General features: G+C 65.3%; 17 protein-coding genes. 1 reads left to right on the top strand and 16 read right to left on the bottom strand.

All coding sequences use genetic code 11. The features are described from left to right. Positions 1-2 precede the first annotated feature (2 nt). The 3 genes from ACE3OO_RS17730 to ACE3OO_RS17720 form a co-directional block, all read right to left on the bottom strand. A complete protein-coding gene (locus ACE3OO_RS17730; RefSeq protein WP_374304881.1) occupies positions 3-761 on the bottom strand; it encodes a hypothetical protein in 759 nt (252 codons plus the stop codon). Positions 762-1,031: 270 nt separating this feature from the next. After that, on the bottom strand, positions 1,032-2,465 hold the full coding sequence (locus tag ACE3OO_RS17725; protein ID WP_374304879.1) for an NAD-dependent succinate-semialdehyde dehydrogenase: 1,434 nt from the start codon (positions 2,463-2,465) through the stop codon (positions 1,032-1,034). 89 nt (positions 2,466-2,554) lie between these two features. Continuing rightward, positions 2,555-3,217, bottom strand: a complete 663-nt coding sequence (locus ACE3OO_RS17720) for a 2OG-Fe(II) oxygenase (protein ID WP_374304877.1) — start codon at positions 3,215-3,217, stop codon at positions 2,555-2,557. A gap of 89 nt (positions 3,218-3,306) precedes the next feature. Between ACE3OO_RS17720 and ACE3OO_RS17715 the strand changes: the two genes are divergently transcribed. Continuing rightward, a complete protein-coding gene (locus ACE3OO_RS17715; RefSeq protein WP_374304874.1) occupies positions 3,307-4,239 on the top strand; it encodes an ATP-binding protein in 933 nt (310 codons plus the stop codon). A 3-nt stretch (positions 4,240-4,242) separates the two neighbouring features. On the opposite strand, the gene ACE3OO_RS17710 is transcribed toward ACE3OO_RS17715, so the two are convergent. The 13 genes from ACE3OO_RS17710 to ACE3OO_RS17650 all read right to left on the bottom strand — a co-directional run bounded on the left by ACE3OO_RS17710 (position 4,243) and on the right by ACE3OO_RS17650 (position 15,893). Then, positions 4,243-5,454, bottom strand: a complete 1,212-nt coding sequence (locus ACE3OO_RS17710) for a peptidoglycan DD-metalloendopeptidase family protein (protein WP_374304871.1) — start codon at positions 5,452-5,454, stop codon at positions 4,243-4,245. A 105-nt stretch (positions 5,455-5,559) separates the two neighbouring features. Beyond that, positions 5,560-6,219 carry a protein-L-isoaspartate(D-aspartate) O-methyltransferase gene (locus ACE3OO_RS17705; protein ID WP_374305433.1) on the bottom strand — a complete coding sequence of 220 codons (660 nt, stop codon included), beginning with the start codon at positions 6,217-6,219 and terminating at the stop codon, positions 5,560-5,562. Positions 6,220-6,226: 7 nt separating this feature from the next. After that, a complete protein-coding gene (gene surE / locus ACE3OO_RS17700; RefSeq protein WP_374304869.1) occupies positions 6,227-6,982 on the bottom strand; it encodes a 5'/3'-nucleotidase SurE in 756 nt (251 codons plus the stop codon). Then, complete coding sequence (serS, locus tag ACE3OO_RS17695; protein ID WP_374304865.1) at positions 6,982-8,397, bottom strand: serine--tRNA ligase; 1,416 nt, start codon at positions 8,395-8,397, stop codon at positions 6,982-6,984. Before serS ends, surE begins: the two co-directional genes overlap by 1 nt. Positions 8,398-8,409: 12 nt before the next feature. Then, complete coding sequence (tatC, locus tag ACE3OO_RS17690) at positions 8,410-9,258, bottom strand: twin-arginine translocase subunit TatC (protein WP_374304862.1); 849 nt, start codon at positions 9,256-9,258, stop codon at positions 8,410-8,412. Beyond that, positions 9,255-9,710 carry a Sec-independent protein translocase protein TatB gene (gene tatB, locus ACE3OO_RS17685; RefSeq protein ID WP_374304859.1) on the bottom strand — a complete coding sequence of 152 codons (456 nt, stop codon included), beginning with the start codon at positions 9,708-9,710 and terminating at the stop codon, positions 9,255-9,257. The genes tatC and tatB overlap by 4 nt, the downstream gene beginning before the upstream one ends. 62 nt (positions 9,711-9,772) lie before the next feature. Beyond that, positions 9,773-10,024 carry a twin-arginine translocase TatA/TatE family subunit gene (locus ACE3OO_RS17680; protein WP_374304857.1) on the bottom strand — a complete coding sequence of 84 codons (252 nt, stop codon included), beginning with the start codon at positions 10,022-10,024 and terminating at the stop codon, positions 9,773-9,775. A 127-nt stretch (positions 10,025-10,151) separates the two neighbouring features. Further along, positions 10,152-11,207: an ABC transporter ATP-binding protein gene (locus ACE3OO_RS17675; RefSeq protein ID WP_374304855.1), complete on the bottom strand. Its 1,056-nt coding sequence runs from the start codon at positions 11,205-11,207 to the stop codon at positions 10,152-10,154. Then, the gene (gene scpB, locus ACE3OO_RS17670; protein WP_374304853.1) at positions 11,200-12,348 is read right to left on the bottom strand and encodes an SMC-Scp complex subunit ScpB; all 1,149 of its coding nucleotides are present in this window, start codon (positions 12,346-12,348) and stop codon (positions 11,200-11,202) included. The genes ACE3OO_RS17675 and scpB overlap by 8 nt, the downstream gene beginning before the upstream one ends. A gap of 6 nt (positions 12,349-12,354) precedes the next feature. Continuing rightward, a complete protein-coding gene (locus ACE3OO_RS17665; RefSeq protein ID WP_374304850.1) occupies positions 12,355-13,227 on the bottom strand; it encodes a ScpA family protein in 873 nt (290 codons plus the stop codon). A 46-nt stretch (positions 13,228-13,273) separates the two neighbouring features. Then, entirely contained in the window at positions 13,274-13,969 is a 696-nt protein-coding gene (locus ACE3OO_RS17660) for a site-2 protease family protein (RefSeq protein WP_374304848.1), read from the bottom strand. A gap of 9 nt (positions 13,970-13,978) precedes the next feature. Further along, a complete protein-coding gene (nagZ, locus tag ACE3OO_RS17655) occupies positions 13,979-15,040 on the bottom strand; it encodes a beta-N-acetylhexosaminidase (RefSeq protein WP_374304846.1) in 1,062 nt (353 codons plus the stop codon). Beyond that, the gene (locus ACE3OO_RS17650; protein WP_374304844.1) at positions 15,027-15,893 is read right to left on the bottom strand and encodes an SPOR domain-containing protein; all 867 of its coding nucleotides are present in this window, start codon (positions 15,891-15,893) and stop codon (positions 15,027-15,029) included. Before ACE3OO_RS17650 ends, nagZ begins: the two co-directional genes overlap by 14 nt. Between the last annotated feature and the right edge of the window lie 4 nt (positions 15,894-15,897).

The following is a 15,897-nucleotide window of genomic DNA, read 5'->3' as shown; positions in this document are numbered from 1 at the left end:
ACTCAGCCGAAGCCGAGGCTTTTGCCGGCATTGCTCAGCATCTGCCCGCCGGCAGCCCTGGCATTGTTCAGTGCTTCGCCGAATTGTTGGCCCTGCTTCTCCAGTTCGGAGAGCTGCTGGCGGGCCTGTTCCACGGTCTTGGCCGTGTTGCTGCCGGCCTGACCTGCCTGCTGTTCGATCCAACTGCGTAGCTGAGCGGCCTTCTCCTCCGCTTCTCGCCTTTTGCCGTCAAGGAAGGCGATCCCACCTTGCAGCATGTTCCAGGCATCGACGAAGGAATTCTTCTCGCCACCACCACCGGCGCCGCCGCAACTGCAGCCAGCGCTCGCCGTAGCTAGGCATTGCAGGAACTTCGCCGGATCAATGCCCGGCGGCAATCCTGGCAAAGGGAAAGGTAGACCCGGGAATGGGAATGGGAATGGGAATGGCAGGCCACTCCCGCCCATTGGACCGAGGAAACCGGCCATGGTGGTATTTGCCGGCACTGCCGGTTGTTGATGGCAACCGGCGACAAAATAAGTGGCGAGGGTAATGGCCACACAGACTGCGAAGACAAATGCGATGGCACCGCCTCCCAGCAATGCAGCCACGCCGACCTTCACAAGAATGGCCGCCAAGGGCAGCAGAATTCCAGTCAAAGTCAGAACGCCACTGGCCGCCATGCAGGCGGCACCCACTGCGAAAATCAGGCCGCCGATTCCAAAGGCCAAGGTTAGAAGAAAGATGAGAATGCGCATTCCTGCGCAGGCGGTCGCCGACATCACCCCCTCCATGCGTTGCTTCTGACGATCACGCTTTGCGGCTTGTGATTATAAGGCAGGACCGAGAAATCGCACAGAAGAGGGAAATGATTGGTGCCTCACGACAATTGCGCGCTGATTACACCTGTCTCCACCTCGGCGCGCAGAATCTGTGCACGGAGCAGCACGCGATCTTGTATCGGCGGCATGGAACAAAAAAAAGGGAGAGGCTAGCCTCTCCCTTTCGAATGCAATTGGCGCAGACCTATCCAGCCCGCATTGTCAGCCGTCCTACAGACCGACCTGCGTGATGAACTTGGTGTTCAGATAGGCTTCGATGGCTTCCGAGCCGCCTTCCGAGCCGTAGCCTGAATCCTTGATGCCGCCGAACGGCACTTCCGGCAGGGCCAGGCCGTGATGGTTGATCGACACCATGCCAGACTCAAAGGCCGCGCCGATGGCGGCCGCCGTCTTGGCCGACTTGGTATAGGCATAGGCGGCCAGGCCGAAGGGCAGACGGTTGGCTTCCGCCACCACATCGTCGAACTTCGAGAACGGCACGATCGGTGCCAGCGGGCCGAAGGGCTCCTCGTTCATGATGCGCATGTCGGTGTTGATGCCGGTCAGCACCGTAGGCTCGAAGAAGTTGCCCTTGTTGCCGATGCGCTTGCCGCCGGTCTCGACCTTGGCGCCTTTGGAAACGGCATCGGCGACGAACATCTCCATCGCCTGCACGCGGCGGTCGTTGGCGAGCGGACCCATGCGGGTATCCTTGTCGAGGCCGTCGCCCACCTTCAGCGACTTGGCAAAGGCCGTGAAGCCCTCGACGAACTTGCCATAGACCGATTCATGCACCAGGAACCGCGTCGGCGAGACACAGACCTGGCCGGCATTGCGGAACTTGTTGGCGCTCAGCACCTTCACGGCGGTGTCCACGTCGGCGTCGTCGAACACGATGGCCGGGGCATGGCCGCCGAGTTCCATGGTGATGCGCTTCATGTGCTGGCCGGCCAGCATGGCGAGATGCTTGCCCACAGGCGTCGAGCCGGTGAAGGTGATCTTGCGGATCACCGGATGCGGGATCAGGTATTCGCTGATCTCCGACGGCACGCCATACACCAGCTGGATCGCGCCCGCCGGCACGCCGGCATCGACGTAGGCCTGCACCAGGGCGGCGCAGGAAGCCGGAGTCTCTTCCGGGCCCTTGAGGATGATCGAGCAGCCGGCCGCCAGGGCGGCCGAGCATTTGCGTACCGCCTGATTGATCGGGAAGTTCCACGGCGTGAAGGCGGCGACCGGGCCGACCGGCTCCTTCACCACCAGCTGATACACGCCTTCAGCGCGCGGCGGCACGATGCGGCCATAGGTGCGGCGCGCCTCCTCGGCAAACCAGTCCATGATGTCGCCGGCCAGCAGGGTCTCGCCCTTGGCCTCGATGAAGGGCTTGCCCTGCTCCATCGACATGATCTTGCCGATCTCGTCGGCGCGGCCGCGGATGATGTCGGCGGCCTTGCGCAGCACCTTGTACCGGTCGTAGGGCGAGACCTTCTTCCAGGCCTTGAAGCCCTTGTCGGCGGCGGCCAGCGCGCGGTCCAGATCGGCCTTCTCGGCATGGGCGACCTTGCCGATTTCCTCGCCGGTGGCCGGGTTCAGCACCGGAATGGTCTTGCCGCCGGCGCCCTTGGTCCAGGCGCCATCAATATACAGGGAAACTTCGGGGTACATGCTTCCTCCTCGCCACATCCGGGGACTGAAAAATCAGGCCCGGGATTATGGCGGAAAGGGTCTGTCCCCGCTAGGCGTTGGCGCGGCGTTCAGGCCGCCTGAACCGGCTGGTTCGGATAGGCCAGTTCGTGGCGGGCGCGCCATTCCGGGATCACGTAGTTGACGATGATCGAGCGGCGCACGCCCCTGATGTCGCGCGGCTCGAAACCATGCCAGGTGTCGTTGCCAGGCACGAAGATCAGGCCCTGGTCGAAACCGGCGGGCGCGCGGCCCACATGGCGTTTCTCGTTATCGTAGATATCCGTGCCCCAGTTCGCGCCATCCGGCGCGGTCGAGAGGTAGACCAGCATGGTGAACTTCTTGGCGCCGATATCGGTATGCGGCTCCAGCCAGAAGCCGCCCTTGTCCTGACAGTATTCGATGCGCAGGTAGTTGCCGGCCAGATCGGCGCCGGTCGCTTGCTGCAATGCGGCAATCGTTTCCGGCGCCTGGAAACAGGCCGCCACGTCGCGACAGACGGCATGGTCAGCCATCATGTCACCGGCAAAAAACACCCGGCTTTCGTTGTGGCTGTCGCGCTTGCCGTGGGTGTCGTCGATCTCGGCCGGGCGGACCGGCAGGTCGACGATGGCCGACGCGGCTTCCAGCGGCAGGGCCCGGTCCAGCAGCCAGTGGCGATAGGGCTGCTGCGGTGCCTTGGCGGCCTGCAGGCTGGCGAGGAAATGGCGGCGGATCGGGGTGGTTTCAGGCATGGCAGCGCTTCCTTTTCCCGCAGCTTTACCCTGTCCGCCGGGCCGGGTATTGATCTGAAACAAAGCACCCCCGACAAGGCGAAAAATCCATGGCCTCCCGTCCCAAGAAAGCCGTCAAAAAAGCGTCCCGCCCAGCCGCCACCAAGGCCGCCCCCGCGCCGGCCGATGCCGCGCTGCTGCTGCGCATCGCCGATGCGCTGGAACGCCTCGCCCCCCCGCGGGCGCCGGACTGGGACGAAACCGCCGCCGATGCCTTCGTGTGGCATGCCGAGCCCTTGCCGGGCTGGCTGGAAGCCGTGCCGCAGGTGAATGCCGTTTCCATCGACCTGCTGCAGGGTGTGGACCGCGTGCGCGACATCCTGCTCGACAACACCACCCGTTTCGCCAGGGGCCTGCCGGCCAACAACGCCCTGCTGTGGGGTGCGCGCGGCATGGGCAAGTCGTCGCTGGTGAAGGCCGCCATCGGCGCGATCAATGCCAAGAAAGCACATGCTCTGGCGCTGGTGGAAATCCATCGCGAGGATATTCCCTCGCTGCCCATGCTGCTCAGGCTGTTGCGCAAATCGAACCGCCGCTACGTGCTGTTCTGCGACGATCTGTCATTCGACGCGGAAGACCAGCATTACAAGTCGCTGAAGGCCGTGCTGGATGGCGGCATCGAGGGCCGGCCCGACAACGTGATCCTTTATGCCACCTCCAACCGCCGCCACCTGCTGCCGCGCGACATGATGGAGAACGAACGCTCCACCGCGATCAATCCGCATGAAGCCGTGGAAGAAAAGGTTTCGCTGTCGGACCGTTTCGGCCTCTGGCTCGGCTTCCACTCCTGCAGCCAGGAGGATTTCTTCGCCATGCTGGATGGCTATTGCGCCGCTTACGGCCTGAAGATCGATCAGGCCCAGCTGCGCGCCGAGGCCGTGGAATGGTCGATGACGCGCGGCGCGCGCTCGGGCCGCGTGGCCTGGCAGTTCATCCAGGATCTGGCCGGCAGGCTGGGCAAGCCGCTGAAGCCCGCGAAGTAAGACTCAGGCGACCGAGAGGAACTTGGCGGGGTCCACCGCCTGGGTGCCCTTGCGAATCTCGAAATGCAGTTGCGGCTGACTCACGCCGCCGGTACTGCCCACCGTGCCGATCGCCTGGCCGCGCGTCACCTTCTGGCCCTTCTTGACCAGCGCCTTGTCCAGATGGGCGTAGGCGGTCATCCATCCATCGGCATGGCGCACCAGCAGCAGGTTGCCGAAACCCTTCAGTTCGCTGCCGGCATAGACCACCACGCCATTCTCGGCGGCGATCACCGGCGCGCCGGCCCGCGCGGCGATGTTTATGCCATCGTTGTGCAGGCCATCGGGTTTCGGTCCGAAGGTGGACAGCACGCGACCACGCACCGGCCACGAGAAGGTGCGGCCCGAACGGGGCGGCAATACGGCTTCCTGCTGCGGCGCTGCGGGTTCGGCAGCCGGCGATGGAGTGGATGACGGCGCGCTGCCCGATGGTGCGCTGCCCGGTGGTGCAGTGGCCACCTGCGGATCGGCGGTTTCGGCCTGCGGAGCGCTATGGCTGCGCGCCGGAATCGTCGTCTCGGGCAAGGGCTGCGGCGCGGCCTGTTCGGCCGGCTGCTGTGGCACCGGCGGCAGGCTGGCGGCAGCGGGTTCCTGCTGCGAGGCGGCCGGTGTTCCGGGCGGCGGCGGCAGCGCCTCGACCTGGAAACCACGTGCGGATGGCGTGGCGGCAGGCTGCGTCGTGGGAGATGAAACCGGTGCCGGCGCGGTGGCCACCGCATAGCCGCTTTGCGACGGGATGCGCAGTTGCTGGCCCACGCTGATCGTGTAGGGCGGCTGCAGGTCGTTGCCCTGCGCCATGCTGTAAAGATCGACGCCATAGCTGCGCGAGATGCTGTACAGCGTCTCGCCACGCTGCACGGCGTGGAAGCGACCGCCCGGCAGGCGAAGGCGCTGGCCCGATTGCAGCGTATAGGGCGGTTGCAGGTTGTTGTCGTCGATCAGCGCGCGCACTGGCCGGTTATAGCGCCTTGCCAGCGAATAGACCGTGTCGCCCGCCTGCACCGTCACGCTCTCGGGCACGGCTTCGGGCGCCACCTGCATCGTGTTGACGGCAGAGGTTTGCGTGCTGCCACGGAATTCCACGGCCTGCGGCAACGAGCCCGAACGATGGCCGAACACCACCGGCGCCGGCGGCTGCTGGCCGCAGCCAGCCAGCAGGCCGAGCGTGACAAACACGGCAATTGCCCGAATCCGTTGCATCGGCGGGGAGTCTAAGCCCCTTCCCCGTCCGCGACAATGCAGGCTGACCAAGGTGTTACGCGGATATTACGGGGTTGGAGGCTACTGCGCCGCCGGGCTGGCCTCGCGGGCGATGCCGGGCAGCAGCGGCACGAAACGCACCGGCAACAGCCGTTCCTCCTGCACGTCCTCGCCCCGGCGCGTATAGCGGATCACATCCTGCTCGGTGCTGGTCACCGCCACCGGCGCCACCATGATGCCGCCTTCGGGCGAAAGCTGGGCAATCAGGGCATCCGGGCGCCTGTCCGCCGCTGCCGTCACCAGGATACGGTCGAACGGCGCCTGTTCGGGCCAGCCCTTGTTGCCGTCGCCCAGCCTGGTCACGACATTGGTGATCTGCAGGTCGGCCAACCGCCTTTCCGCCGTCACCAGCAGGGAACGGTAGCGTTCGATGGTGTAGACGCGGCGGCCCAGTTTGGAGAGCACTGCCGTCTGGTAGCCCGAACCGGTGCCGATCTCCAGCACCTTCATGCGATCGCCCAGTTGCAGCGCCTCGGTCATATAGGCCACCACATAGGGCTGGCTGATCGTCTGGCCCTGGGTGATCGGCAGCGCGATGTTGTCGTAGGCGTGTTTGAGGAACTGGTCGGCGACGAAGCGTTCGCGCGGCACCCGTTCGACAGCCGCCAGCACACGGGTATCGGCGACGCCCTGGCGCCGCAATTCCATGATGAGCTGGATAACCCGCGGGTCCACAGTCAGGCCGGACTCAGCGCAAGGCCGTCTTCAGCGCCTTCATGCTGGCGTCATGAGTCAGGTCGAGCTGCAGCGGCGTGACCGAGATCGCGCCATTCTCGGTGGCGCCCAGATCGGTATGACGCTTGGCCTTGCTTTTCTGGCGGCGGAAACCGACCCAGTAATACGGCACGCCACGCGCATCCACGCGCGCATCCAGCAACAAATCCGTTAAGTCGCGCTGGCCCTGCGGCACCACTTCCACGCCGGTCACCTTGTCGGCCGTCACGTCGGGGAAGTTGATGTTGATCAGCGTGCCTTTCGGCCAGCCCGACTTGATCAGCTTCTTGATCACCTTCGGCGCGTGGTGTTCGGCCGTGCCCCATTTCACCGGATGGCCGTGCTGGAAGCACTGGCTCATCGCGATCGACGGCACGCCCAGCAGCGAGCCTTCCATGGCCACCGCCACTGTGCCCGAATAGGTCACGTCCTCACCCAGATTGGCACCGCGGTTGATCCCGGACAAAAGCAGGTCGGGCTTCTTGTCCTTGAAAATCTCATGCATCGCCATCATGACGCAGTCGGTCGGCGTGCCGCGCACGGCGTATTTGCGCGGATTGATCTTGCGCAGGCGCAAAGGCAACGTCAGCGTCAGCGAATGCGAAGCGCCCGACTGCTCGAATTCCGGCGCCACCACCCACACATCCTTCGACAGCGTCCTGGCGATCTTCTCCAGGATTTTCAGGCCCGGCGCGTGGATACCGTCGTCGTTGGAAACCAGGATACGCATCACTTGCCCGCCTTCTCGATTTTGTTCAGCCCGCCCATATAGGGCTTCAGGGCATCCGGCACGCTGATGCTGCCGTCCTCGTTCTGGTAATTCTCCATCACCGCGATCAGCGTGCGGCCCACGGCAAGGCCCGAGCCGTTCAGCGTGTGCACGAAACGGGTCTGCTTCTCGCCCGGCGCGCGGCAGCGGGCGTTCATGCGCCGCGCCTGCCAGTCCCAGCAGTTCGAGCAGGACGAGATTTCACGATACTGGTCCTGGCCCGGCAGCCAGACCTCGATGTCATAGGTCTTGCGCGCCGCGCCGCCCATGTCGCCGGCGCACAACAGCATGGTGCGGAACGGCAGGTCCAGGCGCTTGAGCACCTCTTCAGCCGCACCGGTCATGCGCTCGTGTTCTTCCACTGATTTCTCGGGCGCGACGATGCTCACCAGCTCCACCTTGTCGAACTGGTGCTGGCGGATCATGCCGCGCGTGTCGCGGCCGGCCGCACCCGCTTCCGAGCGGAAACAGGCGGTCAGGGCCGTGAAGCGCCAGGGCAGCTCGCTCTCGTCGATGATCAGGTCGCGCGCCAGATTGGTCAGCGGCACTTCCGCCGTCGGGATCAGCCAGTAGCGAAAGCGCGGCTCATCCATTAATCGTTTAGTTTCTTCATAGTACAAACTCATTTTATCAATAGGATTGATGTCAACTTGAGCTCTTAAGTTCTGTAAGAACTTTTCCTGCTCTATAGATATTTCCGATCTATTTAACGTGCGAAACAGGTCGTCGCCGAATTTCGGCAACTGGCCGGTTCCGAACGCCGTGGCGTCGTTCACCAGCATCGGCGGCTGCATTTCGGTATAGCCGAATTCGGTGGTGTGCAGGTCGAGCATGAACTGCCCGAGTGCACGCTCCAGGCGGGCCAGCTGGCTCTTCAGCACCGTGAAGCGTGCGCCGGCCAGTTTCACGCCGGACGCGAAATCCATGTAGCCCAGCACCTCGCCCAGGTCGAAATGCTCCTTCGGCTTGAAGCCGTAGGTCTTCGGCACGCCGGTGCGGCGCAGCTCGACATTCGATTTTTCGTCCAGCCCCTCGGGCACGTCGTCGCCCGGCAGGTTTGGGATGCGTGACAGCGCATCGGCCAGCGCCGCCTCGTGTTCCTTCTGCTCGGTTTCCAAAACGGCTAGACGATCTTTCAGCGATGCGACTTGCGCCATCAGCTCGGCCGCGCGGGCCTCGTCCTTCTTGCCCTTGGCGATGCCGATCTCCTTCGACAGCGCATTGCGCTTGCCCTGCAAATCATCGAACTCGACCTGCGCGGCACGGCGCTTCTTGTCCAGTTCGATCAGGGCCTGGGCCTGCGGCGCCACGCCACGGCGGGCAATCGCCCGGTCGAAGGCTTCCGGATTGTCCCGGATCGCTTTGATGTCATGCATGGTGAACTACCTTCAAGCGGCCGGCGACGGGCCGGCTTCGTCCTTTTCGGCCTGCTCGGCGGCGGCCTTTTCCTCGGCCTCCCGCTTGGCGCGGTCGCGCTCGATCATCTTCACCGAAATGATGGAGATTTCGTAAAGCAGGATCAGCGGCACGGCCAGGCCCACCTGGCTGATCACATCCGGCGGCGTGACCACGGCGGCGAAAATGAACATGCCGACGATCGCATATTTGCGCTTCGACGCCAGTCCGGCCGAGGTGGCGATGCCCACCTTGCCCAGCAGGGTCAACAGCACCGGCAGCTCGAAGGCAATGCCGAAGGCGAAGATCAGGGTCATCACCAGCGACAGGTATTCGCTCACCTTGGTTTCCAGCTGGATCGGCAGGGCATCGGCACCGCCCAGGGTCTCGAAACCGGCGAAGAATTTCAGCGCCAGAGGCATGATGAAGTAATAGACAAAGCTGCCGCCCATGGCGAACAGCACCGGCGTCGCCACCAGGAAGGGCAGGAAGGCCTTCTTCTCGTGCTTGTACAGGCCCGGCGCCACGAACATCCATACCTGGCTGGCGATCACCGGAAAGCTGATCAGCGCCGCGGCCCAGAAAGCGAGCCGGATCTGGGTGAAGAAAGCTTCCTGCGGCGCCGTGAAAATCATGCGCCGGCCTTCCATGCCGATCGCCTCGATCAGCGGATGCATCAGGATGTTGTAGATCTGCGGCGCGAAGAAATAGCAGGCACAGAAGGCGATGAAAATCGCGCCGATGGAATACATCAGGCGATTGCGCAGCTCGATCAGGTGATCGAGCAGCGGCATGCGTGAGGCTTCAACCTCGTCTTCCGGCTTGGCGTTGGGCTCGCTCACGGCTTGGTCTCGGTCTTGGCCGCGGCAGCGTCCGCGGATTCAGCCGGGCCGGGTTCAGCTGGCGCGGCGGACGGTCCCGGATCGGCGATCGGTGTCGCGGCTGGCGTCGCGCCCGAGATATCTTTCGAGATATCCATGTCCCTGGTGGCGTCCATGATCGCCTGATTATGCTCGGCGAACTGCTTTTCCAGCGACCCGTCGGGATCGAAGGTCTTCTTCACTTCGTTCTCGATGGAAAAATCGCTGACCTGCTTGGCCGCCTTGCGCAATTCGTCCAGCTCGGCCTCGCGCACCATGTCGTCGAGGCCGCTCTGGAACTCGCGCGCCATGGACCGCGCCTTCGCGGTCCACTGGCCCACGGTGCGCAACACTTTGGGCAGGTCTTTCGGGCCGATGACGACCAGCGCCACCACCGCGATCACTCCCAGTTCCGACCAGGCAATGTCGAACATCGCCGCCTACTCTTTTTCCTGCTGCCGCGCCGCGCCGGGGATTCCGCCGCGGCTGTCCATGATCAGCGCTGCGCGGTCTTGTCGGCCGGCTGGCTGCTGGGAGCGGCCCCGCCGGTCGGCTGGTTCTGCTGGTCGATCACCGGGGGCTGGCCGGCGGCGGCGGACTTGTCCTCGCCCTCTTCCTTCATGCCCTTGCGGAAATTCTTGATGCCCGACGCCAGATCGCCGGCCACCTTCGGCAGTTTGCCGGCGCCGAAGATGATCAGGATCACCAGCAGGACAATCAGCCAGTGCCAAAAACTGAACGTACCCATACCCTTATCTCCTCCTGCGGGCCGCCCCGGCTGCGGGGCGGCGCCTGCCGCTGCAGGGCGGCACTATGGCAGAGATAGCGCGCCGAAGGCAATCTTCCGCCCCCGAACTTCGTGCACGGAAACCGCCTCAGGCAGCGGGAAAAACGAAGCAGAAATCCGGATTAAGACCAAAGTGAAGCACCGTGCCGGTGGGCGGCAGCGGCCCGGCCGGCAACCGGGCGGCAAATCGCAGCATGCCCGTGCTCACCTCCAGCCGGCGATAGGCCCCCAAAGCGGTCGCCCGTTCCACTTTCAGCGCCAGCCCATGACCCGTCTCCCGCTCCTGCAGGGCTTCGGGGCGGAACATCAGCAGGGCCTCGCTACCCTCCGGCAATGCACCGGCCGGCAATGCGCCGAACGGGCTCTCGACCCGGCCGCCGGCGGTCACACGCAGGCGGATTTCGTTGGTCTCGCTCAGAAACCGCGCCACGAAGGGCGTGGCCGGCGCGGCATAGACGCGGTCGGGACTGTCGACCTGCTCGATGCGGCCGGCCTGCATGATGGCAATGCGGTCGCCCATGCGCATCGCCTCTTCCGGATCATGCGTCACCAGCAGGGTGGCCGTGCCTGCCTGTTTCAATACTTCAACGGTTTGGTCACGGATCTGGTCGCGCAGGCGACTGTCGAGGCTGGAGAACGGTTCATCCAGCAGCATCACCCGCGGCTCGGGCGCCATGGCGCGGGCCAGCGCCACGCGCTGCTGCTCGCCACCTGACAGGCGATGCGGATAGCTGTCGATATGCGCGGCCAGGCCCAGGCGGCCGGCCCAGTATTCGGCGCGCTGGCGCCGCTCGGCCGCCGGCAGCCGGCCCAGGCCAAAGGCGATGTTGTCGGCCACGCTTAAGTGCGGAAACAGCGCGTGATCCTGGAACACCATGCCGACATGGCGCTGCTCGGTCGGCACGCTGCCGCCCGGACCGGCCATCACCTCGCCGCCGATGCGCACCTCGCCTTGCTGCAGGTCTTCAAGTCCCGCCGCCAGACGCAATGTGGTGGATTTGCCGCAGCCCGATGGACCCAGCAGGCCGAGGATTTCGCCGCGCGCGACCTTCAGGCTGACATTGTCGACGGCCAGACGGGCGCCGTAGCGATGGCTCACGCCGGTCAGATCGAGCCCGGCCGCCTCACCTTTCGGCTCAGGCATCGCTTTCGGACGATTGCGCTTCCGCCTTCTTGGCGTCGGCTTCCTCGTCCACCAGCGGCTCGAGGTATTCGCGGCCGTCGTCGTCCTCGTCCAGCGGATCTTCCGGCGCGGTATCCAGCGCCTCGCCCGGCATCGGAATGCCGCCAGACGCCGGCAGGGCCTCCAGCAGGCCGGAGGCGCGCAGTTCCTCGATGCCCGGCAGGGCATCGGCGCTTTCCAGACCGAAATGCACCAGGAATTCGTCGGTGATGCCGTAGGTCACCGGACGGCCTGGCACGCGGCGACGACCGCGCACCTTCACCCAGTTGGCTTCCATCAGCACGTCCAGCGTGCCCTTGCTGAGGCTGACGCCACGGATGTCTTCGATCTCGGCGCGCGTGCAGGGCTGGTGATAGGCGATGATCGCCAGCGTCTCGATGGCGGCGCGCGACAGCTTGCGCTGCACCTGGCGATGCTCTTCCAGCATATGCTGCAGGTCGGGCGACGTCATGAAGGCCCAGCGGCCGGCCACCTTCTTCAGGTTCACGCCACGCGGGCGGTACTGGTCCTCCAGGGCGGCCAGCACGGCGGGCACACGGGTCCCCTTGGGCAGGCGCTTGCGCAGGGTGGCTTCATCCAGCGGTTCGGCAGCGGCAAACAGCAGGGCCTCGGCCATGCGGATCGCGGTGGCAAAAGCAGCCTCGCGCTCCTCATCGGTCATCGCCGGACCGGCATCCTCTTCGGACTCTTCGCCCTCCTCGGCAGCCGCAGCCTTGCGGGTCCGCTTCGGCTTGGCCGGTGGGGCCTCGGCTACGGCTTCTTCCGCCTCGTCCTCATCGTCGCCGCCATCTTCGTCGTCGGACTCGTCATCCTCATCGGAATCGTCATCGTCCTCCGAGTCATCGTCGTCATCCGACTCATCATCATCATCGTCGTCGGAATCATCATCGTCGTCGTCATCGGACTCATCATCATCGTCCGAATCGTCATCATCGTCGAAATCATCATCGTCATCGTCATCGTCGTCATCCGCGTCGCGCTTGGGCACGGCGGCGGTGGCAAAATCCTCGTCCTCCTCCTCGGCATTCCCCGGGGCGGCGGCGATTTCGATTTCATCCTCCAGCCGGTCTTCACCGACCGGCAACGCGTCGTTGGACTGCATGACGTCTTACTCTTCCGGATTGGAAACGGCCTCGGCCGGCATGTTGCCCTGGCCGCGACGGATATAAATGGGACCGAAGGTCTGCACCTGCTTCAGTTCGATCAGGCCCTGCTTGGCCATCTCGAGGCTGGCATTGAACGTGGAGGCCAGCGCCGATTTCACGGTGAACGGGTCGTCCACCTCGATTGGCAGGAAAGACTGCAGCGTGGCCCAGTCGGGGATCTGGCCGATCATGTTGCGCAGCCGCGCCAGCGCCTCTTCCACCGACACGATGCGGCGACGAGCCATCTTCATGGTCAGCACTTCCGTCGACCCCTTGGAGGCGCGGAACTCGGCATAAGCCTTGAGCAGTTCGTAGAGCGTGGCGTTGTAGACCGACTTGCGGATCACCCGCACGCCCTCGGGCTTGCCACGCAGGAACATGGCCAGGCCGACCTGATTGCGGTTCATCAGCTGGTCGGCGACGCGGCGCATGGCTTCCAGCTTCTGCAACTGCAGCGCCAGGCGCGCCGCCATGTCGGCACCGGAAGGCTCGCCCTCCTTCTCCGGTTCGGGCACCAGCAGGCGCGACTTCAGATAGGCCAGCCATGCGGCCATCACCAGATAGTCGGCGGCGATCTCGATGCGCACCTTGCGCAGTTCGGCGATGAAGGCGAGATATTGTTCGGCCAGCGCCAGGATCGAGATCTTGCGCAGATCGACCTTCTGTTCGCGCGCCAGCGCCAGCAGCACGTCGAGCGGGCCCTCGAAAACCTCGAGACTGAGAACGAACTGCTCGCCGACGCGGACGCCCTCGCCCCCTTCGGCCAGGCCGTCGCGATGCGCCGGCTCGAAAGCCTCGGCGGCGGGAGCAACGGGGGTGTCAGTGGCTTCGGTCACGGGCCTCAAATCCAGGTTGGCCAAAATTTCAAATCGGCTCGCGGTGTTAACCGCTATGCCCTGACAACTCAAGCAGGATATCCCGCAGGCCGGCGACGACCGGGGTGATCAGCTCAAAAAGCGGGTTCCAGTCGGCGCCGAATTCGCGCGCTGCCAGCGGGACGACCAGCAGCAGAATCAGCAGGATGACCATGCCATAGGGCTCCAGCCGGGCCAAGGGCCGCGCCAGCGGCAGGGGCAGCCAGCCAACCGCCACCCGGCCACCATCCAGCGGCGGCAGAGGAACCATGTTAAAAACACACAGTATCAAGTTGATTGAAATGGCATTTTCCAGATTCGCCGCCAGCCAGGCGTCGGGCAGTCCGCCAAACAGCGGCAGCAGGTGGAACAGCAGCATGGCGGCATAGGCCTGGATCAGGTTGATCCCCGGTCCGGCGATCGCCACCACGGCCATGTCGCGCCGCGGCGACGGCAGTTTCCAGAAGTCCACCGGCACCGGCTTGGCCCAGCCGAACAGGAACGGCGCCTTGAACAGCAGCAGTATTCCGGGCACCACCACGGTGCCCATGGGGTCGACATGCCGCAGCGGATTGAAACTCACCCGCCCCAGCCGCTTGGCGGTGTCGTCCCCCAGTTGCCAGGCCACCCAGCCATGGGCCGCCTCATGCAGGGTGATCGCCAGCAGGGCGGGCAGCAGCCAGGTCGAGGCCGCGAACAGGAAACCGGCGGCATCCTCGATCATGCCGGGCCCTCACGCCGCAACAGAAAGCAGCAACTCGGCCAGGCGCGCCCTGTCGGTTTCGGTGAACGGCCGCGCCTGGGCCGGCAGGCCGGCCCGGGCCAGGGCCACCCGGCGGGCGGCAGCCTCCGTCATCGCCGGCAGGGCGGCGAACAGCGCCTGCATCTCGGGCAGGTCGCCAGAGCAATGCAGCACCAGATCGCAACCGGCCCTGAGCGAGGCGACGCCGGTCTCAGCCGGCGTGCCCTTCAGGGCCTTCATGGTCAGGTCATCCGAGATCAGCACGCCATCGAAGCCGATCTGGCCGCGGATCACATCGCCGATCACTCTGGGCGACAGCGTGGCCGGCAGCGTCGCGTCCAGCGCGGCGTAGACGATATGTGCCGTCATCGCCCAGGGTTTGATCCCGGGGGCGTCGCGCAAAGCCACGAAAGGCTCAAAATCGCTGCGCTCCAGCGTGGCCCGGTCGGTATCCACCACCGGCAGGTCGAGATGGCTGTCGGTATGCGAGCGGCCATGGCCGGGAATATGTTTGATCACCGGCAGCACGCCGGCATCATGCAGGCCGCGCATCACGGCGCGACCGATGGCGATCACCGTCTCGGCATCGCGGCCATAGGCACGATCGCCGATCACGTCATGCGCGCCTTCCACCGGCAGGTCGGCCACCGGCGCGCAATCGACATCGATGCCAAGGGCGGCAAGCTCGGCGCCGATGGCGCGGTAATTCAGATAGGCCGCCTCTTCGCCGGCCTTGCGGTCGCGGCGGTAAAGCTGGCCGAATACGGCGCCGGCCGGGAATTTCGGCCAATGCGGCGGCTTCAGCCGCGCCACGCGTCCGCCTTCCTGATCGATCAGCACCGGTGCCAGCGGGTTGCCCACCACGCCACGGAAATCGGCGATCAGCGCCCGCACCTGCGCCGGGTTGTCGATGTTGCGCGCGAACAGGATCAGGCCCAGCGGCTTGCGCACGCCAAACAGCACGCGCTCCTCGGCCGTCAGTTGCTGGCCGGCGCACCCGACCACCACGGGGGCATAGGTTGCCCAGTCAGTCGCCACGTCAGCGGCCGACAACGATGCAGCCCTGGTTCTTGGCCGCCAGCTGCTGACAGGCATTCTGCGCCGCCGCGCGATCCTTCAACGGGCCGGCCTGCAGACGGATGAAGGTGCCCTTCCCCGCGATCTCCACCTTTTCATAGGACGGCTGCAGACCGCCCAGCACATCGGGGAATTTCTTCTGCAGTTGATTCCAGGTGGCGGTGGCCGCTGCCTGGTCTTTCAGCGAAGCCAGCTGGATCTTCGCGCTGCCGCCCGGCGTGGCGGTCACGCTGGGGGCCGCTGCCGGGGCCGTTGCGGTCTGCGCCGGCGCGCGTGCGGCGGGCGCGGCAGATGGTTTCTCTTCGGTTTTCGGCGCAACAGGTTGCGATGCGGCCGGCGCATTCAGCGTCGATGGGCTCGGCGCATCGGTGCGATTGGGCACGCTGCTGGTCGCCGGAGCCTGATTGGGCACGGCGGCCGGGGCCGGACGGTTCGGCACCGTCACGGCATTTGCAGTGGTGTTGCTGGGTTGGGTCGGCGCGGCAGACGGCCGCTCCGGCGGCGGCAGCAGTTTTTCCGTGCCCGGCGTCGCCGCCGGCTGGTTGCCACCAAGACGTTCGTAAATCTGCTTGTCCTGGTTCGGCACCTGCATGCCGCCGGGATTCTCCGGCGCGACCTTCGCCGGGCTCTGATCCGCACGGATCAGCGGCGGGGCACCCGAGGCGCCGCGCTTCACGCCCTGGTCGTAGGCGAACCAGATGCCGATACCGAAGGCCGCCACGGCGCCCAGCGCAATGGCGGCGGTGATGATCTTCTTCGGACTGGTCGGAGCCTGCTCCGGCTCGCTCGGGACAGGGCGCGAGCCCCGGTCGCTGCGCAGATCGCTCATACTC

The organism is Ferrovibrio sp. (assembly GCF_041906005.1).
Lineage (GTDB): Bacteria > Pseudomonadota > Alphaproteobacteria > Ferrovibrionales > Ferrovibrionaceae > Ferrovibrio.
The sequence above is the reverse complement of the archived record's forward strand: the minus strand, read 5'-3'. Positions and strand labels throughout refer to the sequence as shown.

Coding starts and splice junctions, on each gene's coding strand:
- ACE3OO_RS17730 (WP_374304881.1), bottom strand. CDS start 761: ATGTCGGCGACCGCCTGCGCAGGAATGCGCATTCTCATCTTTCTTCTA.
- ACE3OO_RS17725 (WP_374304879.1), bottom strand. CDS start 2,465: ATGTACCCCGAAGTTTCCCTGTATATTGATGGCGCCTGGACCAAGGGC.
- ACE3OO_RS17720 (WP_374304877.1), bottom strand. CDS start 3,217: ATGCCTGAAACCACCCCGATCCGCCGCCATTTCCTCGCCAGCCTGCAG.
- ACE3OO_RS17715 (WP_374304874.1), top strand. CDS start 3,307: ATGGCCTCCCGTCCCAAGAAAGCCGTCAAAAAAGCGTCCCGCCCAGCC.
- surE (WP_374304869.1), bottom strand. CDS start 6,982: ATGCGTATCCTGGTTTCCAACGACGACGGTATCCACGCGCCGGGCCTG.
- serS (WP_374304865.1), bottom strand. CDS start 8,397: ATGCATGACATCAAAGCGATCCGGGACAATCCGGAAGCCTTCGACCGG.
- tatB (WP_374304859.1), bottom strand. CDS start 9,710: ATGTTCGACATTGCCTGGTCGGAACTGGGAGTGATCGCGGTGGTGGCG.
- ACE3OO_RS17680 (WP_374304857.1), bottom strand. CDS start 10,024: ATGGGTACGTTCAGTTTTTGGCACTGGCTGATTGTCCTGCTGGTGATC.
- ACE3OO_RS17675 (WP_374304855.1), bottom strand. CDS start 11,207: ATGCCTGAGCCGAAAGGTGAGGCGGCCGGGCTCGATCTGACCGGCGTG.
- scpB (WP_374304853.1), bottom strand. CDS start 12,348: ATGCAGTCCAACGACGCGTTGCCGGTCGGTGAAGACCGGCTGGAGGAT.
- ACE3OO_RS17660 (WP_374304848.1), bottom strand. CDS start 13,969: ATGATCGAGGATGCCGCCGGTTTCCTGTTCGCGGCCTCGACCTGGCTG.
- ACE3OO_RS17650 (WP_374304844.1), bottom strand. CDS start 15,893: ATGAGCGATCTGCGCAGCGACCGGGGCTCGCGCCCTGTCCCGAGCGAG.